20 protein-coding genes and 1 tRNA gene are annotated in these 24812 nt (G+C 66.7%); 13 read left to right on the top strand and 8 right to left on the bottom strand.

Annotated features, from left to right (window positions below; all coding sequences use genetic code 11):
- The 5 genes from H8S47_RS08630 to H8S47_RS08610 all read left to right on the top strand — a co-directional run bounded on the left by H8S47_RS08630 (position 1) and on the right by H8S47_RS08610 (position 5242).
- Positions 1-1188: an aspartyl protease family protein gene (locus H8S47_RS08630; protein ID WP_187503480.1), complete on the top strand. Its 1188-nt coding sequence runs from the start codon at positions 1-3 to the stop codon at positions 1186-1188.
- Positions 1189-1245: 57 nt separating this feature from the next.
- Complete coding sequence (locus H8S47_RS08625) at positions 1246-1650, top strand: GFA family protein (RefSeq protein WP_187503479.1); 405 nt, start codon at positions 1246-1248, stop codon at positions 1648-1650.
- Between the two features lie 226 nt (positions 1651-1876).
- Positions 1877-2206 carry a UrcA family protein gene (locus H8S47_RS08620; protein ID WP_187503478.1) on the top strand — a complete coding sequence of 110 codons (330 nt, stop codon included), beginning with the start codon at positions 1877-1879 and terminating at the stop codon, positions 2204-2206.
- A 251-nt stretch (positions 2207-2457) separates the two neighbouring features.
- Entirely contained in the window at positions 2458-4128 is a 1671-nt protein-coding gene (locus tag H8S47_RS08615; protein WP_187503477.1) for an inorganic phosphate transporter, read from the top strand.
- 166 nt (positions 4129-4294) lie between these two features.
- On the top strand, positions 4295-5242 hold the full coding sequence (locus H8S47_RS08610) for a glycosyltransferase family protein (RefSeq protein ID WP_187503476.1): 948 nt from the start codon (positions 4295-4297) through the stop codon (positions 5240-5242).
- On the opposite strand, the gene H8S47_RS08605 is transcribed toward H8S47_RS08610, so the two are convergent.
- On the bottom strand, positions 5158-6390 hold the full coding sequence (locus H8S47_RS08605; protein ID WP_187503475.1) for a glycosyltransferase family 4 protein: 1233 nt from the start codon (positions 6388-6390) through the stop codon (positions 5158-5160). The genes H8S47_RS08610 and H8S47_RS08605 overlap by 85 nt on opposite strands.
- A 141-nt stretch (positions 6391-6531) precedes the next feature.
- Between H8S47_RS08605 and H8S47_RS08600 the strand changes: the two genes are divergently transcribed.
- Together H8S47_RS08600 and H8S47_RS08595 are read left to right on the top strand one after the other, a co-directional pair.
- Positions 6532-8622, top strand: coding sequence for an HAD-IIB family hydrolase (locus tag H8S47_RS08600; protein WP_187503474.1), 2091 nt, complete (start codon positions 6532-6534; stop codon positions 8620-8622).
- Positions 8619-9476, top strand: a complete 858-nt coding sequence (locus H8S47_RS08595; RefSeq protein WP_187503473.1) for a glycosyltransferase family 2 protein — start codon at positions 8619-8621, stop codon at positions 9474-9476. Before H8S47_RS08600 ends, H8S47_RS08595 begins: the two co-directional genes overlap by 4 nt.
- Positions 9477-9611: 135 nt before the next feature.
- Here H8S47_RS08595 and H8S47_RS08590 read toward each other — a convergent pair whose 3' ends face one another.
- Both H8S47_RS08590 and H8S47_RS08585 read right to left on the bottom strand, forming a co-directional pair.
- Positions 9612-10712, bottom strand: a complete 1101-nt coding sequence (locus tag H8S47_RS08590; protein WP_187503472.1) for a glycosyltransferase — start codon at positions 10710-10712, stop codon at positions 9612-9614.
- Positions 10709-11533 (bottom strand): hypothetical protein, encoded by an 825-nt coding sequence (locus H8S47_RS08585; RefSeq protein ID WP_187503471.1) that lies wholly within the window; start codon positions 11531-11533, stop codon positions 10709-10711. The genes H8S47_RS08590 and H8S47_RS08585 overlap by 4 nt, the downstream gene beginning before the upstream one ends.
- Positions 11534-11855: 322 nt before the next feature.
- Here H8S47_RS08585 and H8S47_RS08580 point away from each other — a divergent pair, with 322 nt between their 5' ends.
- From H8S47_RS08580 to H8S47_RS08560, 5 genes are all read left to right on the top strand, one after another.
- Positions 11856-14693: a TonB-dependent receptor gene (locus H8S47_RS08580; RefSeq protein ID WP_187503470.1), complete on the top strand. Its 2838-nt coding sequence runs from the start codon at positions 11856-11858 to the stop codon at positions 14691-14693.
- Between the two features lie 212 nt (positions 14694-14905).
- Positions 14906-15760 carry a response regulator gene (locus H8S47_RS08575; RefSeq protein WP_235982706.1) on the top strand — a complete coding sequence of 285 codons (855 nt, stop codon included), beginning with the start codon at positions 14906-14908 and terminating at the stop codon, positions 15758-15760.
- Between the two features lie 97 nt (positions 15761-15857).
- On the top strand, positions 15858-16697 hold the full coding sequence (locus H8S47_RS08570; RefSeq protein WP_187503469.1) for an amidohydrolase family protein: 840 nt from the start codon (positions 15858-15860) through the stop codon (positions 16695-16697).
- Between the two features lie 238 nt (positions 16698-16935).
- Positions 16936-17505 carry a cell wall hydrolase gene (locus tag H8S47_RS08565; protein WP_328805469.1) on the top strand — a complete coding sequence of 190 codons (570 nt, stop codon included), beginning with the start codon at positions 16936-16938 and terminating at the stop codon, positions 17503-17505.
- Between the two features lie 50 nt (positions 17506-17555).
- Positions 17556-18125: a septal ring lytic transglycosylase RlpA family protein gene (locus H8S47_RS08560; RefSeq protein WP_187503468.1), complete on the top strand. Its 570-nt coding sequence runs from the start codon at positions 17556-17558 to the stop codon at positions 18123-18125.
- A gap of 56 nt (positions 18126-18181) precedes the next feature.
- Here the strand turns inward: H8S47_RS08560 and H8S47_RS08555 are convergent, their stop codons facing one another.
- Complete coding sequence (locus H8S47_RS08555; RefSeq protein ID WP_187503467.1) at positions 18182-19435, bottom strand: DUF2254 domain-containing protein; 1254 nt, start codon at positions 19433-19435, stop codon at positions 18182-18184.
- A gap of 127 nt (positions 19436-19562) precedes the next feature.
- Between H8S47_RS08555 and H8S47_RS08550 the strand changes: the two genes are divergently transcribed.
- Positions 19563-20906, top strand: coding sequence for a chloride channel protein (locus tag H8S47_RS08550; RefSeq protein ID WP_187503466.1), 1344 nt, complete (start codon positions 19563-19565; stop codon positions 20904-20906).
- A 73-nt stretch (positions 20907-20979) separates the two neighbouring features.
- Here the strand turns inward: H8S47_RS08550 and H8S47_RS08545 are convergent, their stop codons facing one another.
- The 4 genes from H8S47_RS08545 to moaA form a co-directional block, all read right to left on the bottom strand.
- Positions 20980-22584: a L,D-transpeptidase family protein gene (locus tag H8S47_RS08545; protein WP_235982705.1), complete on the bottom strand. Its 1605-nt coding sequence runs from the start codon at positions 22582-22584 to the stop codon at positions 20980-20982.
- Between the two features lie 151 nt (positions 22585-22735).
- Positions 22736-22810: transfer RNA gene (locus H8S47_RS08540), tRNA-Asn, on the bottom strand.
- An 88-nt stretch (positions 22811-22898) separates the two neighbouring features.
- Complete coding sequence (locus H8S47_RS08535) at positions 22899-23678, bottom strand: NAD kinase (RefSeq protein WP_187503465.1); 780 nt, start codon at positions 23676-23678, stop codon at positions 22899-22901.
- A complete protein-coding gene (moaA, locus tag H8S47_RS08530) occupies positions 23675-24688 on the bottom strand; it encodes a GTP 3',8-cyclase MoaA (RefSeq protein ID WP_187503464.1) in 1014 nt (337 codons plus the stop codon). The genes H8S47_RS08535 and moaA overlap by 4 nt, the downstream gene beginning before the upstream one ends.
- Between the last annotated feature and the right edge of the window lie 124 nt (positions 24689-24812).

The following is a 24812-nucleotide window of genomic DNA, read 5'->3' as shown; positions in this document are numbered from 1 at the left end:
ATGGATCGACGTGACGTGATTCGGATGCTGGCGGTGGCCGGCGGGAGCATTGCGATCGACACGCTTGGCGTGGCGCGCGCGATCGCGGCCGAGCCCGGGCGCGTGCTGGTCAGCAAAATCGAACTTGTCGGCAGCCGCGTCGTGATGGCGGTGATGATCGGCGATGCGGGACCGTATCTGTTCGCCATCGACACAGGTGGCTTTCTCAGCCTGATCGACAACGAGCTGGCAAAATCCCTCAAGCTGACCCCGACGGGCATGACCCGAGCTTCGGGCGTGGGCGGACGGACGACCGTGCCCGTCTACCTAGCTCGTGACATCGTGTTCGGCGGGGGCGTTCGGCAGAACGCGGTCGCTTTCGCCGGCGTGGACGGTTTCGGTTTCGGCAGCGACGTGAAAGGAATGCTCGCCGCCGGGATATTGACCACGATGGACAGCGACCTCGACATCGAGGCCGGCGAGTGGCGAACCTATCCCGACGGGCACCCGCCGCGCACCGGCTATTACCGGATCGAATCCGCGATCAGCGACGTCGCGTCGGGTAGCGGACCGGGTGCCGGATCGCGGCATCTGTACGGGAGCGCTACGGTCGGGGGCAGGGGGCTGCGGTTCCTGCTCGATACGGGGGCGCCGGGCGGATTGTCGCTGGACCAGCCGACCGCGCGCGCGCTCGGGTTGTGGAACGACACGCAGCCTTACGCGCCGGTGCGGCCGCGCGGGATCGGCGGGCAGGCCGGGATAGCCAGGATCGTGCGTGCCGCGGGCTTCACGTTCGGCGGGGCGCAGTTCGATCGCCCGTTGGTGATGCTCCGTGGCGATGGAGACATGCGGCCACGGATCAACGGCATTATCGGGCTGCAGATATTGCGTCAGTTCAACCTGTCGACGGACGTGCGGGCGCGGGCGCTGTGGGTCAAACGGCACACCACCGCCGACGCTTCGGAAGAGCGCTATGGGATGTCGGGGCTGTGGATCGACCGGAAAGGCGAAAGCATGACCGTTGCCGCGGTCGGCACGGGCAGCCCGGCTGCTGCTGCCGGCGTCAAGATCGGCGACCGGATCGTCGGCGAACCGTTCCCCGCGGTGATCCGCAAGATCAGCGGCGCGCCGGGTACGCCAGTGACGCTGTCGGTCGAACGGGGTGGCATCGCGTCGGACCGGACGTTCGTCCTTAAGCCGTTTCTGTAAGATGAGGGTTGCCGTCGGCAGGGCCGTGCCGAGCAGACAAGGACTAGGGGACTGGCCATGACGACGAAAATGACGGGTCGGTGCCATTGCGGCGCGATCCACTACGAAACTCAGGGCGAGCCCGAGCATCATGCGCTGTGTCATTGCGGCGATTGTCGTCGGAGTTCGGGGGCGCCGATGGTCGGCTGGATCGCGTTCAAGACGGAGCAGGTGACGATCTCGGGCGATCCGGTGACGTACGAATCGTCCGCATCTGGCCGGCGGCAGTTCTGCGGGCGATGCGGGACGGGGCTGTTTTATGCCAATGCCGAATTTTTGCCGGGGATCATCGATGTGCAGTCGTGCACGCTCGACGATCCCGAAGCGGTGACGCCGGGTGCGCATATCCAGGTGGCCGATCGCCTGTCGTGGATGGCGGACGTGGCCGCATTGCCTGCGTTCGAGCGATATCCGGGAATGTGACATCGGGCCGTTCGCGCGGCGCTTGCGACTATGTGCGGCGAATGGTGGTGGCAGCACCAAACCGTCGCGAAAGCGTCGCGCGGGCGTCATGAAGCGCGTCTAGGGAGTGCGCAGCGACGAGGTTCGTCGTCGGAGATGCCGCATCCAGAAAGGCGTCCCGACGCACTGGCGCCGTCGCCCGCAGGCCGAGGCCCGCGGACCGCAGGACCAATCGAGGAACATCATCATGAAGCTTTTCATCAGCGTCGCTTCGGCGGCGATCATCGGCGCGTGCCTGTTCTCGGCGGGCGCATCGGCCAGTCCCGCGCGTGAGCCGGTGTCGGTGCGCGTGTCGCGCGCCGGGCTCGACCTGACCAGCGACGCGGGGCGGACCGCGTTCCAGCGCCGGTTGCGCTCGGCGATCGCCAGCGCCTGCCAGCCGCGTACCGGTGGCCTCGACGCGCTCGCCGATTCGCGGCAGTGCCGTCAGGAGATGACCGCGGATGCGAGCGTGAAGCTGGCCGCGTTGCTCGGGCGGAGCGGGACGCAACTCGCCAGTATCGGTGCGGCTCGCTGAACTAGCGCGCTGATCGGGGAACAACGTCGGTTATCATTGGTCCTCCCCCGCCAGGGGGAGGTGGCTGGCGCATGCCAGACGGAGGGGGAGGTAAGTGACACGTCCCTTGCGTGTCCTCCCCCTCCGTCACCTTCGATGCCAACTCCCCCTGGCGGGGAGGATCGGTAAGGCGCCTTCCAAGTCAGGCCGAGCCATCGCCTGATCTGCGTCTGTCATAAGATTGTCATCGTAAGGGCCGACTGCACATTCCCATGGCAACCTCCACATTTGCACCCGACGCGCTAACGGCTGATTCGAGCGCTGCGGCGTCGGTGCCGCACACTGGTCCCAAGCTCGATCATTCGCTGCATCCCGCGGGGCGCTGGCTGTTCCTCGCCGTGTTGATCGGTGGGCTCGCCTATGCCGGGTTCAGCATCGCCTTCGACACCGCGCAGGTCGGCGAAAGCCTGGCGGGCGGGGCATTCGCGTTCCTCGCGCTCGCGCTGCTGATCGCACTCGGGTTCGAGTTCGTGAACGGCTTCCACGATACCGCCAACGCGGTCGCCACCGTCATCTACACGCATTCGATGCCCGCGCCGCTCGCGGTCGTGTGGTCGGGGTTCTTCAACTTCCTCGGCGTGATGCTGTCGTCGGGCGCGGTGGCGTATTCAATCGTCACATTGCTGCCGGTCGACCTGATCCTCAACGTCGGCAGCGTCGGCGGGTTCGCGATGATCTTCGCACTGCTGCTGGCGGCGATCGTGTGGAATCTCGCGACCTGGGCGGTCGGGCTCCCCAATTCGTCGAGCCACGCGCTGATCGGCTCGATCCTGGGCGTCGGCCTCGCCAACCAACTCATCAGCGGCGGTGGGGCGGACGGCACGTCGGGCGTCGACATGGCGCAGGTCTGGAAAGTCCTCTCCGCGCTCGCGTTCAGCCCGGTCGTCGGCTTCGTCGGCGCACTGCTGCTGCTGCTCGTGATGAAGCGGTTCCTCCGCGACAAGAAACTGTACGAGGCACCCGAGGGCCAGACTCCGCCGCCGCGCGGCATTCGCGCGCTGCTGATCGGCACCTGCACCGCGGTCAGCTTCGCGCATGGCAGCAACGACGGGCAGAAAGGGATGGGTCTGATCATGCTCATCCTGATCGGCTGCGCGCCGACCGCCTATGCGCTCAACCGGACGATGCCCGAGAGCGCGACGCCCGCCTTCGTCCAGGCGGCGCAGGCGGCGTCGGCGGCCTATGTCGCGCATGCCAACGGCGCCCCCGCCACGGTCGGCGCGGCGCGCACGACGGTGACGCAGGCGCTGAAATCGAAGCGTGTCGCGGACCCGGTCGTGTACGGCGCGCTGGCGACGCTGTCGGACGACGTGTCGAGCCGGATCGCGGGCTATGGCTCGCTCGGCAAGGTGCCGGCGGCGGCGACGCCGAACCTGCGCAACGACATGTATCTCGTGCTCGATACGACCAAGTTGATCGCCGCCGACAAGGCCGCGCAGGGCCGCTTCACCGCGCAGGAGATCACCACGCTGAAGGACTATGGCGGCAAGCTGGAGCAGGGCACGCGCTATATCCCGACCTGGGTGAAGATCACCGTCGCGCTCGCGCTGGGCCTCGGGACGATGGTTGGGTGGAAGCGGATCGTCGTCACCGTGGGCGAGCGGATCGGCAAGACGCACCTGACCTACGGCATGGGCGCGTCGGCCGAACTGGTTGCGGCGGCGACGATCCTGCTGGCGGTGAATTTCGGCATGCCGGTGTCGACCACGCATATCCTGTCGTCGGGCGTTGCGGGTGCGAGCGTCGCCAATGGCGCCGGGCTGCAGCGGCGCACGGTCATGAACATGGCGCTGGCCTGGGTGATGACGCTGCCGGTGGCGATGCTGTTGTCGGGCGGGCTGTACTGGCTGCTGCTGACACTCGCGCATTCGCTGGGGTATTGAAACTACTCCCGTCATCCTGACGAAAGTCAGGACCCAGAGCCGTGCAGGACGGCGCTCGTTACTCTGGGTCCTGACTTTCGTCAGGATGACGGCGGTAAGTCGGAAAAGGCCAAGTGCCGGAGAGCGGCATGGGAACCACGCGCGCACGCCGCGGGTTGCCGGACCCATGCGATTGCGATGCTCGATCTGCGGAAACTGGGACTGGCTCGCGCGCGACGACTGGTCCGAGTGTAGCCATTGCCGGCTGCTCGTGCGCGACTTGAACGAGCTTGGCGCAGTGTCACGCGACATCGTCGCACGGCTCGAAAGCGGCATCGTCGATCTGAAGCTCGACCCGGCCGAGCGGTGGACGCTCGACCCGGCGGGTTTGCGCAACGCGGCATGGCGCTTCGGGTTCGAGGTCGCGCCCATCGCACATGTCGAAGGCGATGCACGGTTCCCGCCGGATTATAGTCCCGCCCGAGCCCATTCTACCCGGGCGAAAACCGAGCCCCACAAGATAGGGCTCGGCATCATGGCGCGCGCAGCCGACGCGGCCGATATCGTAGAGATCGCGAACGCCTATCGCCACGCATTTGCCCGGATCGTCGTGCTTCTCGACGGCACGGCGGACGAAGCAGGCGGGCTTGCCGCGCAGATCCCGTGGATCGAGGTTGCCCACCACCCGCTGGCAGGCGATTTTGCCGCGCAACGCAACCGCCTCCAGGACATGATGCGGACCCGCTGGATATTACAGATCGACACCGACGAGCGTCCCGATGCTGCCTTGCTCGACGCGCTGGGCTGGCTGGTCGCGGCGGCGGACCGCGACGGGTTGCGCTCGCTTGGCCTTACGCGCCGAAACCTCGTCGACGGCGTGCAGTCTGCGTCCTACCCGGACATCCAGTACCGCCTTAATCGCAGCGACATGCGCTTTGCCGGCCGAGTCCATGAGCGCCCGGTCGTACCGTTCGTCGAGAGTTCGCTGGCGCTGGTCGGCACGCTCGACCACCGGCTCGATGGCGAGCGGGTGCGCGAGCGGACGCGGATCTACGAGGCCATGTCGACCGGTGCCGGAAGGCCCGAGGACGAGGCGTTGCTGCTCGCCCCCTTCGACCCCGTGGCGGTGCGGTAGACCGCGGCCGTCTGCTCAGCGAGCGTGTCGCGCGTGAACATTCCGGCAGCCCGGCGGCTTGCGGCTGCGTAATGCGCGCGCAATGCCGGATCCTCGATCAGCCGCTGGATCTGCGTCGCCAGATCGTCGCCGGTGCAGGTCTTCGCCAGCAATCCGGCACCGCTCTCCCCAATGAACAGCCGGGCGCTGGGGTCTTCCGCGCAGGCGACGACGGGGCGGCCGAACATCATCGCCTCCTGATACACCAGCCCGAAACTCTCGTACCGCGACGGCGCGACGATCACGTGCGCAGTCTCCATCAGGTCATGCAGCGCCGCTTCGTCGACGCGGTGGTGGCAGGTCAGCCGCGCGCGCGCCGACGCCGGGATCGCGCCGACCTCTTCCGCACGTACGCCGACGATCGTCAGCCGGAAGTCGCGCATCCCGGCATCCGCGCGGCGCGACAGAATGCGCAGCGCCATGATCAACGCGTCGAAGCCCTTGCGATGCTCGTCGCGGCCGACGAACAGCAGGTCTATCGGTTCGCCAAGCGGGTAGGTCGCCGCAGAGCCGCGTGCGACGATCTCGGGCGGCAGGCTCAGGCCAATCACCGCGTGCCGCGGGCCTTCGCTAGGCGCCGCGACGCCGTACAAATCCGCGATCTTGTCGCCGTGAAGCTGCGTGTTCGAGATCAGCGCCTTGCTAAAGCGCGCGGCGATGCGTTCCGCCAGCATGGCGGCGCGGCGATCGAACCGGTCGCGCAGGCTCGTCACGGTCTCGGCCGAGGTAGCCGCCGGGGTCGAGTTGCGCGTCACCAGCGGCGCTGGGCCGGTCAGCGCGATCGCCAGACCGGGTGCGTACCAGTTGGTCGCCTCGACAATATCGAACGGTGCGCGGCGATGCTCGCGCGCCACCGCTTGACGGAACGCGAACGGTGCAACGAGATGTCCGATCCCCGCCACCTTCCGCAGCCCGGCGGCGAAGGACTCCTCAGGCAGGCCGCAGCCGATCACCGAAACCCGGCCGTCGCGGCTGTCTTCGCGTCGATCCATCGTGAATACGCATACGTCGTTGCCAGCATCCGCCAGCGATTGCGCAATCTCCCGAGCTGCGCGCGTAAGTCCGCTTTTTTCAGGGGGATAGGCCCAGGTGAGTAAAGCGATCCTCACGATGCACTGTCGCAAAACGAACGGTGCGCCGAATAGAACGTACTAATCTGCGTCAATACAAGGGTTTCGAGGGTCATCTGCCCGGAACTCGGCAACCCCGCGGGGGGTTCCTTGGGTGAATCGCAGATGAACGGGGGAAGGGTGTTCGTACTTCATATCGCGTTGCAGGGATGTTTACGCGCAACCGACGTTGAATACGGAATCACCGCCGATACCGGTGGCCATATCCGCTATCTGCTCGATCTGGTCGCCGCCAGCGGTCGCAATCCGGCGATCGACCGGATGGAAATCGTCACCCGCGCCTTCCGCCACGCCGTCTATGCCGAATGCTATGCCGAGCCCGTCGAGACGATCGACGGCACCACGCGAATTGTCCGCCTGCCCACCGCGTCCGATGCGTATCTGGTCAAGGAAGACCTGTGGACCGAGCATGACAGCCTGGTCGAGGCGTTGGTCGCGCACATCGGCACGCTCGACCAGGCGCCCGATGTCATGCACGCACATTATGCCGATGCCGGGCTGATCGCGGCGCGTGTCTCGGCACGTACCGGCATACCGTATGTCTTCACCGCGCACTCGTTGGGCCGCGTAAAGCTGGCCGCGTTCGACCGCGACTGTGCGGAGACCGCCGGGCTCGATCGCCGCATCGCGATCGAGGAAGAGGCGATCGCCGGCGCTGCCGCGATCATCGCGTCTTCGCGTGACGAGGCCGAGGTCCAGTACGCCGATTATGCGAACTACGATCCCGGCAGGATCCGCGTGTTTTCCCCCGGCAGCGACCTAAAGCAGTTCGCGAACTGCCACACGGACACGCGCGTCGATGCGTTGATCGACCGGTTCCTCGATGATACTTCCAAGCCGGTGATCCTCGCCATCGCGCGGCCTGTGACCAAGAAGAACCTCGCCGCGCTCGTCCACGCCTATGGCAGCTCGCCCGCGTTACAGGCCGCGGCGAATCTTGTGATCCTGGCGGGTACGCGCGACGATAGTGCGACGCTGGAGCCGGAGATTCGCGACAACATCGCCGAACTGCTGCAATTGATCGACCGCTACGACCTGTACGGCAAGGTCGCCTATCCCAAGCAGCATCGCCCCGACGATATCGCCGCTGTTTATGCCTACGCTCGCACTCGACGTGGTATCTTCGTCAACCCGGCGCTCAACGAACCGTTCGGGCTCACCCTACTCGAAGCCGCGGCGAGCGGCCTGCCGGTGGTCGCGACCGACAGCGGCGGTCCGAACGACATCGTCGAGACATGCGGCAACGGCATCCTCGTCGACCCGCGCTCGTCGACCGCGATCACCGATGCGATCCTGAAGATCCTTGACGATCCCGCGCTTTGGTCGCGCTATTCGGCGGCGGGGTCGGTCGCGATCCGGGCGTACGACTGGGACCGTCACGTGCAGCTTTATGTCGGGCTGCTCGAAGAGGTCATCGGTGCCTCCGCACCACCGGTCGCCGAGCGTGACACGGCGTTGCTGTTGGTGTCCGACATCGACGGTACGCTGATCGGCTGCGCGCAGGGTGTCGGCGACTTCGCGGCCTGGCACGAGGCGCAGACCGACGTCGCCTTCGCGATTGCCACCGGGCGCAGCTTCCACAGTGCGATGGCGGTGCTCGGCCAGCACGACGCGCCACGCCCCGAGATCCTGATCACGTCGGTCGGCTCGGAGATCTATTACCGGACGGTGCGCGGCGCGGTGTACGATCGCGACACCGAATGGGATGGGATCATCGCCGCGGGCTGGGACCGCGAGGCAGTCGCCGCGTTGATCGGGCAATATGCGGGGCTGACCCCGCAAAGCCCGCTCGAGCAGCGTCGGTTCAAGCTCAGCTATTTCGCGGACGGCGACATGGCGGCGGCCGAGCGCGTCCGCGCGCTGCTGGCGGAGCATGGCCATAGCTGCTCGATCATCCAGAGTCATGGCCGCTATCTCGACGTCCTGCCGCACGCCGCGTCGAAGGGCACTGCGGTCGAGCATGTCCGCCGCCGCCTCGGTCTCGAACCGCGCCAGGTGATCGTGGCGGGCGATAGCGGCAACGATATCGAGATGCTGCGTTCGTCCAGTCACGCGATCATCGTCGCGAATTATTCCGACGGCCTCGGCACGCGCGCGGACCTTGCGCACGGCTATGTCGCGGTCGGCCACCATGCCCGTGGCGTGATCGAAGGCGTGGCGTATTTCCGCGCCGCGGCCGCACACGGCGAACGGATCAAGCAGGCGTCGTGAGCGTCAGCGTCCTGACGCTGGTCCGCGGCCGCCGCGCGCATATCGTCAACCTGATCGCCGGGCTTAACGCATCGACGCGCAAGCCCGACGAACTGGTGATCGCGTATATGCAGGACACGCCGCACGCCGATCTGCCGGCGACCGATTTTCCCGTGCGTACGGTGTTCGTCGAGGGCGACGAGATGCCATTGGCCGCTGCCCGCAACCGTGCCGCGGCGACGGCGATCGGCGAGCAGTTGATCTTCCTCGACGTCGATTGCGTGCCGTCGCCGACCTTGGTCGCGCGCTACGCCGAGACGGCAGGCTGGCCGGGCGGCATTCGGCTCGGCGAGGTGCTGTACCTCCCGGCGGGGGCGATCGATGGCGCAATCGACATCGATGCACTCGACCGGATCGGCGTGCGCCACCCCGCCAAGCCGCCGATTGCGATCGACGAAGTCCGGCCGACGCCAAGCCACGGCGAACTCTGGGGCCTGTCGTTCGCGCTCTCCGCTGCGGACTGGGCGCGGGCAGGGGGCATGGACGAGCGTTATGTCGGCTATGGCGGCGAGGAAACCGACTTCGCCGCGCGGCTGGAGCGTGCCGGCATACAGATGTGGTGGATCGGTGGCGCCCGCGCCTATCACCAGCATCACGTCGTCCACACCCCCGCATACCAGCATTTCGACGCGATCGTCCGCAACGCCCGGCTGTTTCGTGCGACCTGGGGGCGGTGGTGCATGGACTATTGGCTGGGGCAGTTTGCCGAGCGTGGGCTGATCGCCTGGGATGCGGATACGATTACCGTGTTGCGAGGGCCTACCGCGGGGGAGGTCGCTGCTTCGAGGATGCCGCCGGAGACGCTGTTCAGCTGAGGCGAGGTGTGCGTTGCTTCGCTGCTTGCCAGACGAAGGGGGCGGTTAGCGACAAACTCTGCTCCGTGTCCTCCCCTTCCGTCACCTTCGGCGGCACCTCACCTGCCGGTGGAGGATCGTCTACCCGGAGCGCGCTTATCCCGCCGCCCAGAGAGAAACCGCCAGCTCTTCCAGATACGCCGCCGCGACCTTCGCCGCGTCGTCGTCATACAACCCGGCCAGCGCCTCGGGATCGAGCGCCTTCGCCGCGTCCAAAATCCCCCGCCACGGCGCCAGCGCCCCGGGCCACGCCGGCAGCGCAACCGCCGCCCCAAGCTCGGCCAGCCGTTCCGCTTTGCGCGTCTGCTCGCCGAAATACCGCCACTCGGGCGCGCAGACATACGGCCGCCCGACCCGCGCGATCTCATGCACCGTGTTATCGCCGGCCGAGGCGATCACCACGTCCGCCGCGGCGATGTGGTCGGTCACCCCCGGTACCCAGCCCAGCTCGACCAGATTGCCGAAATCGGTCTCGTGTCCCTCGCGGTGGACCGGCCCCAGCACCAGCCATAGCGCGTCCGGCACTGCCCGCGCGGCCATCGTCAGCGGCGCATACGGGGTGCCCGCCCCGCCGCCACCCGTCAGTACGACGACGATCTCCTGGTCCGGATGAAGGCCGAGTTTGGCGCGCGCTTCGGCCTTGGTCGGGACGGGGTCGACGGTTGTGCAGAGGCCCCCCGCGTAACACGTCTTCGCGCGGACCCAGTCCGGCGTGTCGCCCTGCTCGAGCGCTTCGCCGAAGGGCGCGAGCAGGCCGACGCTCGCCTGATACGCGCCAAGATGCCCCGGATCGAGCCGGTCGCCGTGCATCCGGATGCTGATCGCGGGGACGCTGGCGATCCGCGCGAGCAAGGCGATCTCCGCGGACACGTCGACCACGAACAGCGCCGGATCGACGTCGTCGAGATGGTCAATGATCGTCCGCATCGTCGCCCGCGTCTTCGACACCCCGAGCGGAACGCAATGCATCACCTCGGGGGTCGCCTGTGCGAACAGCCCCGGGGTCGGCACCGGCGCGCCGATCATGTCGGGCAGCGCGGCGATCGTGATCGGCCGCTCGAAGCCGTCGAACAGCGACGGCTTGGCGGTCAGGATCGTCACCGCGCGCTCGGGCGGAAGTTCGCGGATGATCGCCATCGCGCGGTTGGCATGCCCGCGACCCTGGTGATGGATGAAGAACGTGATCGGTTGGCTCATGCCGATTGCTGTACCGGAGCCGCGCGCGAAGGCGATTGATGTCGATCAGCATAGTCGGCGCTCAACCCGAATGCCGCCTCGACCTCGGGATCGAGCCAAGCGGCGATATGCGCCGCATCCTCCGCCGCCAGATCGGGATACGCGGTCGGCACGTAGGGCGCATGGCCTTGCCCCTTGTAGCTGGTGATCGGCACGAACGGCTCGCGCCGCTCGATTTCCGCCACCGCCGCCAGCGCCGTCACGAACGCGGCCGGATCGCGCGCGAACGCGTCATAGCCCAGCAATGCGACGTTGTGCGTACGGTTCGTCAGCGACGACCAGTGGCGCAGCTTGGCGGTCCGCTTGGCGATGCAATTGGCGAAACGTTCGCCGGTCTCTGGATTGCGCTCGTGCAGCATCTCGTCGCCGTGCATCGGGTGGCCGGGCTCGATATGCCCGAAATGATCGTCCCAATAGCTGTGCCAGTCGCTGCGGATGAACGCGTCGAACGGCTTGGCCTTCAGTTCCGGATGCGCGTGCCACGGCTGGCGGTGCAGGCTGCGCGCCCAGTCATATGCATCGCGCGCCACCACCAGCACCAGCGTATCCTTCACGAACAGCGTCTGCGGCGGTACGAACCAATGCTTGAACCCGAACGCCTCGGTGATCGCGACGCCGGGCATGTTCGCCTCGATCGCGCGCGTCACGAGGTTGGTCCCGCTGCACCGCTGACCATAGATTTGGACGCGCGTGATCGGCACGTCGCCACGTTTGACGACCCGCAGCCCGGGCAAAGGCTGTTGCCAGTTCAAGGACTTGGGGGCGTTGGTGGCGATCGACATGATGCCGTGCCGCTAGCCCCGACGCGCGGTTCGTTCAATACCGCCGATCGCGATAGCCGACAGCCGACGTGCACCCCCGGTATATGTTTCGTGCGTGTTCGCAATGTGAATCCCATGACATGAACCAGTCACCAAATGTATAGATTGGCAACGGGCGGTCACAAACCGTGCCGACCGTACAACACATCACGACGATGACGGTTCGGAGACACTTTAGCGATTGTCGAACATTCAGACGCGCTTCAGATGTCGGCAACGGAACCAATCCGTAATCGCACAAAAATGCCGCAATACATGGGATTGCGGTTCAGGGAGTATCGACATGCGTCTGGATTTTCGCAAGCGCCTTCTGGCGTCTACGCTACTGCTTGGGATCGCTACCCCGGTCTGGGCGCAGGCCACGGAGCAGACATCGCCGGCCGCATCGCTTGATGCGGCAACCGATCAGGCGACGCCCGAGGATGGCGACACGATCGTCGTGACCGGCTCGCGCCTTGGCGGTGAAAGCCTGCGTCAGGCGTCGCCGATCTCGGTAGTCAGCGCCAAGGAAATCGCGCTGTCGGGTCAGATCAACGTCGAGAGCGTCCTGAAGGACCTTCCGCAGTTGATCCCCAGCACGACCGGCGCCTCGAACAACCCGGGCGGCGGCGTCGCGACGGCGGACCTTCGCGGTCTCGGCTCGACGCGCACGCTCGTCCTCGTCAACAACCGTCGCTACGTCGCCTATGACTCGAACCAGGTCGTCGATCTCAATACCATACCCTCGGCGCTGATCGAGCGCGTCGACATCGTCACCGGCGGCCGTTCGGCGGTGTATGGCTCGGATGCGATCGCGGGCGTCGTCAACTTCGTGATGAAGAAGGACTTCAGCGGCGTTCAGGCGAACGCGAACTACCGCATCAACGAGGCTGGCGACGGCGGCAACTTCAACGGCAACCTGTTGCTCGGTGGCAATTTCGAAGACGGCCGCGGCAACGCGACGATCTATTTCGATTACACCAAGCGCAACGGCATCCTCCAGTCGGCGCGCGATTATTCGCGCCAGGCTCTGGTCGACGACGGCGCGGGCGGCCTGATCTCAGGCGGCTCGGGCTCGATCGAGGGCACCCGTTTCGCGCTCGGAGGCGTCAATCGCAAGTTCGAGACCGACGGCAGCTACTCGGCGTACAACTCGGCAACCGACGCGTATAATTATGCGCCCTCGAACTATCTGCAGGTCCCGCAGGAGCGGTTCCTGATGAGCGCGCAGACGCATTACGAGGTCAGCAAGGCGTTCAACGTCTACGCCGAAGGTCAGCTGATCAACAACCGCGTCAAGAACCAGCTCGCGCCGACGCCGTTCACCGGCTCGGTCGAACTCGACGTCAATTCGTCGTTCCTGTCGCCCAGTTCGCAGGCGTTGCTGCGCGGTCGTGACACCGATGGCGACGGCTATGTCACCTCGACGATCTATCGCCGCCTGACCGAGGTCGGTGCGCGTGTTTCGAACAACGACAACACGGCATACCGCGCGGTGCTCGGTGCCAATGGCGATATCGGCGGCGGCTGGAACTACGACGCGTATTACAGCTATTCGCGCACCCGCTCGACCGAGACGCAGAACGGCAACGTGTCGCGTAGCCGCGTGTTGCAGGCGCTTCGCACCACCACCGATGCCAGCGGTAACCTGGTGTGTTCGGATACCAGCAACGGCTGCGTTCCGCTGAACATCTTCGGTGCGGGCAACATCAGCTCGGCTGCAGCGGACTTCATCACGATCCCGACGCAGAATTCCAGCACGATCAGCGAGCAGGTCGCCAGTGCGTCGATCTCGAACCGCAACCTGTTCGATCTGGGCGCGGGGCCGGTCGGCATCGTCTTCGGTACCGAGTATCGCCGCGAACATGGCGCCTATAGCCCCGATTTCGCGCTGTCGTCGGGCGACGTGGTCGGCTTCAACGCGGGCGAAGGGCTCAGCGGCGGTTACGACGTGAAGGAAGCCTATACCGAAGTCGCCGTCCCGTTGCTCGCCGATATCCCGCTGATAAAGAAGCTCGAAGTGAATGGCGCGTATCGCTATTCCTATTATTCGACCGCGGCGAAATCGGTGAACACCTATTCGGGTGGCGTCGTCTGGTCGCTGATCGACGACATCTCGCTGCGTGGCCAATATTCGCGGGCCGTCCGCGCACCGACCGTGAACGATCTTTACAGCGGTTCGTCGCAGGATTTCCCGGCGGCGACGGATCCCTGCACCACCGCGGTTGCCGTGACCAACACCAACCTCAACGCAAGCTGCCTTTCGACGGGCGTTCCCGCCTCGCTGATCGGCACCGCCTATGACGGCGGCAGCACGCAGATCCAGACGATCAACGGCGGCAACCCGGCGCTGCGCGAGGAAACGTCGGATACGTACACCGCCGGCATCGTCCTCCAGCCCCGCTTTCTGCCCGGCTTCTCGTTCACGGCCGACTATTACAAGATCAAGATCGCGAACTACATCTCGACGGTCGGCACCACCAACCTGATCCGCGCCTGCTATGGCGACGCGGACAACAACTACACGCCGTACAATGCCAGCTATTGCTCGTCGCTGCCGCGCGACGGCAACAGCTATGCGATCACCGATGCCGTCAACACGCTGGCGAACACCGGGGGTGTGACCACACGTGGCGTCGATTTCGAGGCGCGGTACGGCCTGCCGCTGAACTTCGGTGCATTCGGCAGCGAAACCAGCAAGCTCGACTTCCGGGTCAGCGGGACGCGGCTGATCGCGTTCAACTACAACCCGCTCGCATCGATCCCCGACCTGACGATCAACTGTGCGGGCAAGTTCGGCACGACGTGCGGCAATCCGTACGCCAAGTGGCGCCTGTCGGCCCGCACGACCTATTCGACCGGTCCGGTGACGGTTTCGCTGCTCTATCGCTACCTGTCGCCGGTGAAGGACGATGACAATGGTACGGTATATGCCGTCGAGAAGATTAAGGCGTACAACTATTTCGACCTGACCACGGCGTTCGAGGTGAAGCCGGGCTTCACCTGGTCGGTCGGCGTGAACAACCTGTTCAACAAGAAGCCCCCGATCATGGGCGACAACCAGGAACAGGCGAACACCTATCCTTCGACCTACGACCCGTACGGCCGTGCATTCTTCGTCAGCACGAACGTCAAGTTCTAGGATCGAACAGCCTGCAATCCTCTCCGCCAGACAGGGGATTGCAGGCACCGCCCAACGGGACGTGGGCTTCCTTACCCTGCGCTGCCTCCGCCTTCACGTCACCGTGACGGCAGGGGCAGGGCAGGGTTTTTGCGACTTCGCAATATTGCGTGCGGGCCTCGTTGATGCGCGCTGTGAAACAAACGGACATATCGCGGACAAACGCGCGATCCATGACCGCGTACATGATCGCAAACCATTACGGGCTCCCCGTTTCCGTCTCGCCAGCTTCACAACTCGACGACCACGCAGCCGTCGACGGCACCGATGCCGGCAGCGCGCGGATCGTCATCGTCGACGACGATCCCGGCCTGCGCGAGTTGCTGACCGAATTCCTCGTCGATCACGGCCTGCGCGCCGAAGCAGTCGATAGCGGTGCGGCATTGCGCACCCGGCTCGGCCGATCGCCCTGCGACCTGATCGTGCTCGACATGATGATGCCTGGCGAGGATGGCCTGTCGGTGCTGCGGACGCTGACCCGTAACGGTCAGGCACCGGCGGTCATCATGTTCTCGGCACTGGTGAGCGAAGTCGACCGGGTCGTCGCGCTCGAACTGGGCGCGGACGATTATGTCACCAAGCCCGCCAGCCCACGCGAGATCCTCGCTCGAATCCGCTCGGTCCTGCGGCGACGCGGTGCCGGGCTCGCGCACAGGGATGGCGCATCGAATGCGGAGCAACAGGGCGACGGCGCGGTGTCGCCGGCGCGCGCGATGACCTTCGCGTTCGCCGGCTGGACGCTCGATTGCCGGATGCGCACGCTCTACGCGCCCGACGGCACGATGGTCCGCCTGACCGATGGCGAGTTCCAGTTGCTCAACGTGTTCGTGTCGCAGCCGCAGACCGTGCATTCGCGCGACGACATGATCGCGCAGTCGGGCCGTACCGACAGCATGGCGCGCGGGCGGACGATCGACGTCAACATCAGCCGCCTGCGTCGCAAGCTGCATGCCTATGACACCGTCGAGATCATCCGGACGGTGCGCGGCAACGGTTATATCTTCATGCCGGCGGTGACCGCGGCCTGAGACGTCGCGCGATTGCGACCCCCGATTGCGGCGGGCGCACGGTCGCAATACACGACGCGGGTATGACGCAATCTTTCCTCCCGATCGGCCGCCGGTGATGCGGATCGACGCGCACCAGCATTTCTGGCGCTATTCGCCGGCAGCGCATCCGTGGATCGAGCCCGGCAGCGTGCTGGCGCGCGATCATGCGCCGGCCGATCTGATGCCGTTGCTCGATAGGACTGGCTTCGACGGCTGCATCGCGGTGCAGGCCGAGCAGACCGAGGCGGAGACCGACGCGTTGCTCCAGCTCGCCGCGGATACGCCGCGTATCCTGGGCGTGGTCGGCTGGACCGATCTCTCCGCGGACGATGTCGCGGACCGGCTCGATGCAGTGCGGCTGCGTCCTGCGCTGGTCGGGTTCCGGCACATGGTGCAGGACGAACCGGCGGACGATTTCCTGCTGACGCCGGCATTCGTGCGCGGCGTCCGCGCGGCGCTGGCGCGCGGGTTCAGCTACGACATCCTCGTCAAGCCGCGGGAGGCCGGACTTGTCCGCCGGTTCGTCGATCTGGTCGGCGTCGACCAGATCCGCGACGGGCAGCTGATCCTCGATCACGGCGCCAAGCCCGCTATCGCGACCGGCGACTGGCAACCCTGGGCCGATGCGATCGCCGACATGGCCCGTGCGCCGGCGCTGCTGTGTAAGCTGTCGGGGCTGGTGACCGAGGCTGACCACGCGACCTGGACCGCGGATCGGATTGCGCCCTATCTGGATCATCTGCTCGCCTGTTTCGGACCCGATCGGCTGATCTTCGGCTCCGACTGGCCGGTCTGTCGCCTTGCGGCCGAGTATCAGGCGGTCCACGACCTGATCGACGACTTCGTCACGCGCGCCTGTCCCGAAGCGCGCGACCGCATCTTCGGCGGCACCGCGGCGATCGCCTACGGTCTGTAGCGGGCGCGGCGCTCGGTCGGAGCGTCGCGCCCCGCGCTACTCACCCCGCACCCTGCACCCCACACCATTTCCCTGACGGGGGATCGCGGTTATGGATGCGGCGATGCCCCAGCGACGCGCTCGATCTCCTGCCGTGCGCTCTCGCTCCCACGGCGCTCGCTCCCAGGGCTCTCGCTCGCGGTCATCACCGCGCCGGCCGTCCTCCGAACACTGGCTGCTGCTGCTCGGCGCCGCGGTCGTGTTCGCGGTGATCTGCGGTTCGCTCACCGACCTGCCCTGGCCGACCGCAAGCACCGATTTGCGGCGTCCGCGCCGGCTCACCATGGCGCAGGCTCGCGCCTCCAATGCGCTGGTCCCGATCGTGGTGAAAGAGCGCTCGCCCGCCAAGCGCTTCCGCTTCCGCGGCGGCCCGGCGGCGCGCGAACAGGCGACCGAATGCCTCGCGACGGTCGCGCTGTACGAGGCCGGCAGCGACCGCGACGGACAGCGCGCCGTGATCCAGGTCGTGCTCAACCGGGTCCGCGCGCCGGGGTTTCCCAAGACGGTCTGCGGGGTGGTCTATCAGGGATCGAACCGGACCACCGGGTGCCAATTCTCGTTCACCTGCGACGGATCGCAGACGCGCCGGCCTGAACGCAATGGGTGGGAGCAGGCTCGCCGTGCCGCACGCCGCGCGCTCGGCGGTTATGTCTATGCGCCGGTCGGCCGGGCGACGCACTATCACACCGACTGGCTGGTCCCCTATTGGCGGTCGTCGCTGGTCAAGGTGGCGACCGTGCGTTCGCACATCTTCTATCAGCGGCGATGACGCTTTTGCCGGAGCCCATTCCTGCATCGGCCCGACGGACAAGGATATCCATGTCGAACCTTCTACGAACCGCGACCGGCACCGCGTGCCTCGGCCTGCTCGCTTTGACCGGTTGTGCAGGCGGATCCTATCGCCCGGTCAGCGATGCCCCGGTCAAGCTCGGCGGTCCCTACCGGGTCAGGGGCGCCACCTATGTGCCCGCCGTCGATCCCACCTACGACGTGCTCGGATATGCCAGCTGGTACGGATCGGAATCGGGTAACCGTACCGCGAGCGGCGAGCGGTTCCGCCCCGACTGGACGACCGCGGCGCATACCACGCTGCCGCTGCCGACCTATGTCGAGGTCACCGCGCTCGATACCGGCCGGCGGATCATCGTGCGGATCAACGATCGGGGCCCGTTCGCCGGCGGCGCGCGGATCATCGACCTGTCGCGCGGCGCGGCCGAGCAACTGGGGGTTCGCGCAGGGGGTCAGGCCGCAGTCAGGGTTCGCCGCGTCGAGCCGACCGCCGACGACCGTGCCCGACTCCGCAAGGGCAAGCGCGCGCGAGAGCTGCCGCCGATCTCCGAGCATGATCGGCTGAGCCTCAGATCACAGCTGGCTGCCGCCGGATTCTGATCGCCGAACTATCGGTCAGGATCTACGGGGCAGGATCTACGGGCCAGGACTACGGGTCAGTCTGCGCGATCGCCCCAATGCCCGCGATGCGCAGCCTCGAACGCGGCGAGATCGTCCGCGTCGTCCATCATGCGACGCGCGCGCTCCAGGCAGTGATCGGCCAGCGCGCGGATGTCGCGCCGGGCCGCGGGCAGCGCCGCGTGAAGCGCTGCGAGCGTGATGGTCAGCCGGATCGTGACTTCGGCCTCCTGACTCCCCTCGCGCAGGATCGGGCGGAAGGCATCGGTCAGCATCTCCTCGACGGTCGGGCGCGTCAGATAGACCGGCGGCAGGTCGTCGATCTGCACCGCGTCGGGCTGGTCGACCGGCAGGTTGAGCAACACCCGCAGCAACGCGTTGAGTACCTCGATCGCGGTACCGGGATCGTTGGTCGCGGGCGACAAGGCCCGGCTCGCAATCTCCGACAGCGCGATCAACCCGAGCCGCGGGTCCTGGTCGAACGAGCGATGCCGTTCGATCGTGAAGGCGCGCAGCATGAGCGTCCGCAGCGCGTCGTCCACCGTGCCTTCGATCCGCATCAGGTCGCGGTGCGGGTGGACCATTGCGCCCGGCAGTACGACGACGTGGATGACGATCCCCCGCTGCGTCGCGATCGCCCCCAGCGCGGCGACGTCGACATGCGTGACATAGCCGGTCGTCTCGCCGCGGATCGACTGTGCCCCGGCCGGCACCGCGATCGCGGGACGTCCGCCGAGATACGGGGTCGCGGCAAAGTCCGTCATCGCGTCGGCGGCGGCATTCTCGACCCGGTCGATGACGTCGGACATCCGGCCGAACGCGGTAATGTGCGCGATCCAGCGCAACAGCGTGACGACCACCCAGACGACGATCAGGACGGTCGCGCCGAACAGGATGATCCGGCCTTCGCTGCCATAGGCGTGAGTCTGGAGGCCGATGATCCCGACGATCGAGAATACGAACGCGCCGAGGAAGGTCGACAACGCGCTCTGCGAGGTCGGGTCGTTGATCAGCAACTGCGTCGCGCGCGGCGTCGCCAACTGCGTCGCCGACGAATAGGCGCTGACCATCGCCGTCAGTGAAAAGGTCGTCACCGCCAGCATGCTCGACGCCATGATCTGCAGGATCGTGCCGACCGCGTCCTGGCCTAGATCGGCGCCGAACGAATAAGGGAGATAGGGCACGATCGCGCCCGACAGGATCGCCAGCACGACGCTCAACAGGCTGATGACCGCGGCACGAAACCAGATCTTCCGGACGATCCGGCGCAGGATCCACGACCATTTCTTCATGCCTTTTCCCCGGTCGAAGCCTGTGCGCCGCAAACGGAACGGTCGCGCGCATGAAACGCTCCAGGATACGTTGCGGCTCGCCATGCCGGGGTGACGGACGAGGGCGCATAATCTAGGTCAACGTCGCATGTCTGGGCTTTTCGATCGATTGATGCCGGCGCGACGCTGGACCCCGTCGCGGTATCGCGCGCTGCTGCGGGCGCGTGGCCCTCGCTCGGTCCAGTTCAGGACGCGCGCGGCGATCCTGGTAGGGGCGATCCTCATCGGCGTGGTCGCGACCGTCTTTGCCGAGGCGGCGGATTGGGCGGCGTCGGTTTTCGCCGGCTATGCGACGCGCTGGCACTGGTTGCCGCTGTTGACGACGCCGCTGACCTTCATGGGACTGGTCTGGCTGACCCGCCGCTATGCGCCGTTCTCGCGCGGGTCGGGCATCCCCCAGGTGATCGCCGCGCAGGCCGACCCCAACGAGGCGACCCGCACGCTGATCTCGCCGCGGACCGTCGTCGCAAAGGCGGTGCTCACGATCGGCGCGGTGCTGGGCGGCGCATCCGTCGGCCGCGAAGGGCCGACCGTCCAGCTCGCTGCGGCGGTGATGGGCGCCACGCACCGCCTCGTCCGCGTGCCGTTGCGGGGCGGCGTACTGATCGCAGGTGGCGCGGCGGGCGTTGCCGCCGCGTTCAACACGCCGCTCGCCGGCTTGCTGTTCGCGATCGAGGAACTGGCGTCGGCCTATGAACAGCGCGTGACGTTGCTGGTGCTCGCGGCGATCGTCATTGCCGGGATGGTCGCACAGTCGGTGCAGGGCGATTACATCTATTTCGGCGCGATCGGCGCGCACATGCCGCTGCTGTCCGCCTTATTGGTCGCGCCGGTCGCCGGGATCGTCGGGGGCATGGCGGGCGGCCTGTTCTCGCGTACGCTGCTGGCGATGGCGCTCGGACGCAACCGCGTGACGGGCTGGACGCGTGCGAACCCGGTGAAGTTCGCCGGGGCATGCGGCGCTGTCGTCGCGCTGCTCGGCGTGTTCACCGGGCTCACCTGGGGCACCGGCTATTCCGCCGCGCGCGCGATGATCGTCGGGGTGGATGCACCGCTCTGGTTCGGGCCCGCCAAGTTCGTCGCGACCGCGGCGACGGCGATCGCGGGGCTGCCCGGCGGCATCTTCGCGCCCTCGCTCGCGGTCGGCGCCGGCGTCGGCAACCTGCTGCGCGAGGTCTTCCCCGGCGAACCCGCAAGCGCGATCGTCATTCTCGGCATGGTCGCCTATTTCGCCGGCGTCGTCCGCGCGCCGTTGACCGCGGTGATCATCCTGTCCGAAACCACCGCCAGTCGCGGCCTCATGCTGCCGATGTTCGCAACCGCCTTCATCGCCGACGCCGCCAGCCAATGGGTCTGCCGCGAAAAGCTCTATCACGGACTCTCCAAGACCTTCGCCATGCCCGCCCCGTCCTCGCCCGCCGCGAGGAAGTGACGGGCTGAGCAGCGGACACCCGAGAAGCTTAGCAGCCGTTTCTCGCTATACCCTTCGCCGAGAAACGTCCGTTTCAGGGCCCGATATCGATCGCCTGCGCCTCGGCCCGCTTCGCCGCCGCCTTGGCGAACCCGAGCTGTTCCGCGATCGGGTCGTTCCAGCCATACGGATCGGTGCGGAACGCGACCCGCCCGCCATCGTCGACATAGACGTTGTGATACAGCAACCGGACCGGGATACGGCGCGGCAACGGCACGAAGGTCATCTCGCCCGAGGCCTGCGCGGTCTGCCACGCCTCGGTGACGCCCTCGTCCTCGGCGAGCATCTGCGCGAACCCCAGCGCATCCTCGACGCGCACGCAGCCATGGCTCAGATGACGCTGGCTGCGATCGAACAGCCCCGGCGCGGAGGTGTCGTGGAGATAGATCGCCTGGTCGTTCGCCATGTCGAACTTGACCAGCCCCAGCGCGTTGCTCGGCCCCGGCTGCTGGACGATCCAGCCATCGCGCATCACCATGTTGTGCTCGGCGAGATAGTCTTCGCCGACATTGGCCATCTCGCCGTTCTGAATCGACTTCGGCACCGTCCATGTGGGGTTGGCGACGAGGCGATAGATCGGCGACGACAGCGCCGGCGTCTCGCGGCCGGGCTCGCCGACGATCACCTTGCGCTGGTCGACCACCGCGCCGTCGCGGTAATAGCGCAGTTGCGCGGCGGCGGTGTTGACGTCGATCCGCGTCGCCGGTGGCGTCCGCGTCAGCCAGCGCCGCCGCTCGAGTCCTACTGCCAGCGCGCGTGCCCGGTCGCCGGCGCCGAGGTTGAGCACCTTCAACGTCTCGGGTCCGACCACCCCGTCCGCGGCGATGCCGTAATCGGTCTGGAGCCCTTTCAACGCGTCGGCCATCGCCTGCGTGTAGAGCATCGGCGGCTGCGTCGCGGCGAGCGGCACTAGAGCGGGCGGGGCAGGGGCCAGCGGATCGGCGGCCAGCGGATCTGCGGCGACCGCTAATGGGTCCGTTACGGCGGGCAGATACCCGCTCTCCATCAGTTGCTCGACGATCGTCGGCACACGCGCATCGCGATTGCCGACGCGGATCACACCTGACGGGATTGCCTGCACCGGCGCTGCGACGGTCGCCTTGGCGCTGAACGCGAGATACGCGTCGGACAGCGCCTTATACTCGGCGTCCTGCGGGGCCAGTCCGTCGAACCACGCGACGAGATCGCCCTTGGCCAGCGCACGCGCCAGACCCGCGGCGAGGTCCACCTTGGGCCGGGGCAGCGTGTAGACCTCATGCAGCGATGCCGGATCCACCCGACCCTGCGCGAGCGCTCCAGCATAATCGAGCGCGGCTTTCGTGCGAGTGACGTCGTCGCTTTCCGCTGGATCGGCGAGGAACGCGATCCGGTCCAGGCCGTGGCGCGCGCGATCGGCGAGCACGCGGTCGAATGCTTCGATATTGCCCGCCGACCAGACCGCGCGCCATCCGGCCTTCGCATAGAGGGCACGACTGGCAGGATCGGTAACCGCCTGCTTGGTAATGGCGGTCGATCGTTCCGCAGGGGTATCCGCGGGTCGGCTGACAGCGTCCTGAGCGAAGGCGAACCCTGCAGGGGCCAGGGTAACGAACGGCATCGCGGCCAGAATGAGCCGCGCGCGCAATATCTTGACTATCATGGCTACCCAACGCCCGACCGGGGCGATCGCCTCACCAAGGCGCCAGAATTCGCGCCCGCGATCGGCGGTTGTCTTGCTCGGGAGGATTGTATTTCCGAAGGGGCGGCGGTGAAATTCACGCCGATCGATCGCGACATGCGCGGATCAAAAATGGCTCCCTGAGTAGGATTCGAACCTACGGCCACTCGATTAACAGTCGAGAGCTCTACCGCTGAGCTATCAGGGAACGTTGCCGGAGGCGGCTCTATAAACGGCCAGTCGGACGATGCAAGCAGGTTTCGCCGCAAAAATGCAAAGTCCGCGATAAACCGGGGTCAGGAGACGAACTGCTCCATGGTGATGCGGTCGTCCAGCGCGTGCTCGGGATCGAACAGCAGCGTCAGTTCGCGTGCGCGGTCCATGCAGATGTCGACCTGGGCCACATCGCGGATCTCGCGCTGGTCTGCGACGGCGGAGACGGGTCGCTTGCCGGGATCGAGCACGCGTATACCGATGCGCGCCTTGTCCGGCAGGATCGCGCCGCGCCAGCGCCGCGGGCGGAACGGGCTGATCGGGGTCAGCGCGATCATGCCGGAGCCGAGCGGGAGGATCGGGCCCTGTGCCGACAAATTGTAAGCGGTCGAGCCGGCCGGCGTCGCCACGAGGATACCGTCGCAGGCGAGCTCGGGCAGGACGATGCGGTCGTTCACCGTTACTTCGAGGTTGGCGGTCTGGCGGGTCTCGCGCAGGAACGACACCTCGTTGATCGCGGGCAGCGTGTGGGTGCGCCCATCGACGCCGAGCGCGGTCATGCTGAGCGGGACGACCTTGAACGGTTTCGCGCGCTCCAGGCGGTCGCCCAGGCCGTGATGGCGCCATTCGTTCATCAGGAAGCCAACCGTGCCGAGGTTCATCCCGAACACCGGAACGGGCGGCTTGCGGCGTTCCAGCATGGCGTGGAGCGTCTGGAGCATGAACCCGTCGCCCCCGAGCGCGATGATGACGTCGGCCTCCTCGACCGACACCCACTCGCCCATGTCGGCGAGCTGGGCCTCTGCCGCACGAGCGGGCGGGGTGTTGGACGCAACCAGCGCCCGCCGCTCGTACCGGCTCATCCGCCCGTGACGCTCATGTGGCGCGCGACCGCAGGACCTTCGCCCTGGCCGATGCGGAAGTCGTGCGCCTTCGGCTTGGCGAACAGGCCGGCGTCGATCGCTGCGTCGAGCCCGGCGGTACCGCCTTCGCGCAATGCCGCCTTCAGATCAACCTGATCGTCATGGCCGAGGCACATGTAGAGCTTGCCTTCGGTGGTCAGGCGGACGCGGTTGCAGCCGTCGCAGAAGTTCGCGGTCAGCGGCGAGATCAGCCCGAGCCGGGTGCGCGTGCCGTCGACGTTCCAGTAGCGCGCCGGGCCGCCGGTCTTGTGCGCATCACGTGCGAGCGTGAACTGCCGGCCGAGTTCGTCGAACACCTTGGTCAGCGGCAGGAAGCGATCGGTACGATCCTCGTCGATCGCGCCGAGCGGCATCGTCTCGATCAGCGACAGGTCGAAGCCTTCGTCGCGACACCAGGCGAGCATCGGCGCGATCTCGTCCTCGTTGAAGCCCTTCAGCGCGACCATGTTGATCTTGATCGCGAGACCGGCATCGCGTGCGGCGTAGATGCCGCCGATGACCTGCGCGACATCGCCGTGGCGGGTGATGTAGCGGAAGCGCTCCGGGTCGCGGCTGTCCATGCTGACGTTGACGCGACGGATGCCCGCATCGACCATCGCTTCGGCATGCTGCGCGAGGCGCGTGCCGTTGGTGGTCATCGTCAGCTCTTCGAGCCCCGATCCGATGTTGTGACCGAGGCGCTGGACGAGTTCCGCAACGTCGCGACGCACGAGAGGTTCGCCACCCGACAAACGGATCTTGGTGACGCCGCGCGCGATGAAGCGCTCGGCGATGATCGCGATCTCTTCGAGGCTCAACAGCTTGGCGCGCGGCAGGAACGTCATCTGCTCGGCCATGCAATAGCGGCAGCGCAGGTCGCAGCGATCCGTCACCGAAATCCGCAGATACTTGATCGTGCGGCCGTGCGTGTCCTGCAATGGCTTCTGCATTAGGGCTGGCGCTGACGTCATCGCATCAGAGCTAAGACGTGGCAGTCCCGATAACAATGCCGGATCGGCCGGTAACGGACGGGCAAATGGATTGGCGGGGGGCGATGCGCCAGCTAAGCTCGCACCGATGGGAGTGGGTGCGACG

It is taken from the genome of Sphingomonas albertensis (assembly GCF_014358075.1).
Taxonomy (GTDB): Bacteria; Pseudomonadota; Alphaproteobacteria; order Sphingomonadales; family Sphingomonadaceae; genus Sphingomonas; species Sphingomonas albertensis.
This window is presented reverse-complemented; position numbering and strand designations above follow the sequence as displayed.

Bases quoted from the DNA above. Each gene is read 5' to 3' on its own strand.
- H8S47_RS08630 (WP_187503480.1), top strand. From the start codon at position 1: ATGGATCGACGTGACGTGATTCGGATGCTGGCGGTGGCCGGCGGGAGC.
- H8S47_RS08625 (WP_187503479.1), top strand. From the start codon at position 1,246: ATGACGACGAAAATGACGGGTCGGTGCCATTGCGGCGCGATCCACTAC.
- H8S47_RS08620 (WP_187503478.1), top strand. From the start codon at position 1,877: ATGAAGCTTTTCATCAGCGTCGCTTCGGCGGCGATCATCGGCGCGTGC.
- H8S47_RS08615 (WP_187503477.1), top strand. From the start codon at position 2,458: ATGGCAACCTCCACATTTGCACCCGACGCGCTAACGGCTGATTCGAGC.
- H8S47_RS08610 (WP_187503476.1), top strand. From the start codon at position 4,295: ATGCGATTGCGATGCTCGATCTGCGGAAACTGGGACTGGCTCGCGCGC.
- H8S47_RS08590 (WP_187503472.1), bottom strand. From the start codon at position 10,712: ATGAGCCAACCGATCACGTTCTTCATCCATCACCAGGGTCGCGGGCAT.
- H8S47_RS08585 (WP_187503471.1), bottom strand. From the start codon at position 11,533: ATGTCGATCGCCACCAACGCCCCCAAGTCCTTGAACTGGCAACAGCCT.
- H8S47_RS08580 (WP_187503470.1), top strand. From the start codon at position 11,856: ATGCGTCTGGATTTTCGCAAGCGCCTTCTGGCGTCTACGCTACTGCTT.
- H8S47_RS08575 (WP_235982706.1), top strand. From the start codon at position 14,906: ATGACCGCGTACATGATCGCAAACCATTACGGGCTCCCCGTTTCCGTC.
- H8S47_RS08570 (WP_187503469.1), top strand. From the start codon at position 15,858: ATGCGGATCGACGCGCACCAGCATTTCTGGCGCTATTCGCCGGCAGCG.
- H8S47_RS08560 (WP_187503468.1), top strand. From the start codon at position 17,556: ATGTCGAACCTTCTACGAACCGCGACCGGCACCGCGTGCCTCGGCCTG.
- H8S47_RS08555 (WP_187503467.1), bottom strand. From the start codon at position 19,435: ATGAAGAAATGGTCGTGGATCCTGCGCCGGATCGTCCGGAAGATCTGG.
- H8S47_RS08550 (WP_187503466.1), top strand. From the start codon at position 19,563: ATGTCTGGGCTTTTCGATCGATTGATGCCGGCGCGACGCTGGACCCCG.
- H8S47_RS08545 (WP_235982705.1), bottom strand. From the start codon at position 22,584: ATGATAGTCAAGATATTGCGCGCGCGGCTCATTCTGGCCGCGATGCCG.
- H8S47_RS08535 (WP_187503465.1), bottom strand. From the start codon at position 23,678: ATGAGCCGGTACGAGCGGCGGGCGCTGGTTGCGTCCAACACCCCGCCC.
- moaA (WP_187503464.1), bottom strand. From the start codon at position 24,688: ATGACGTCAGCGCCAGCCCTAATGCAGAAGCCATTGCAGGACACGCAC.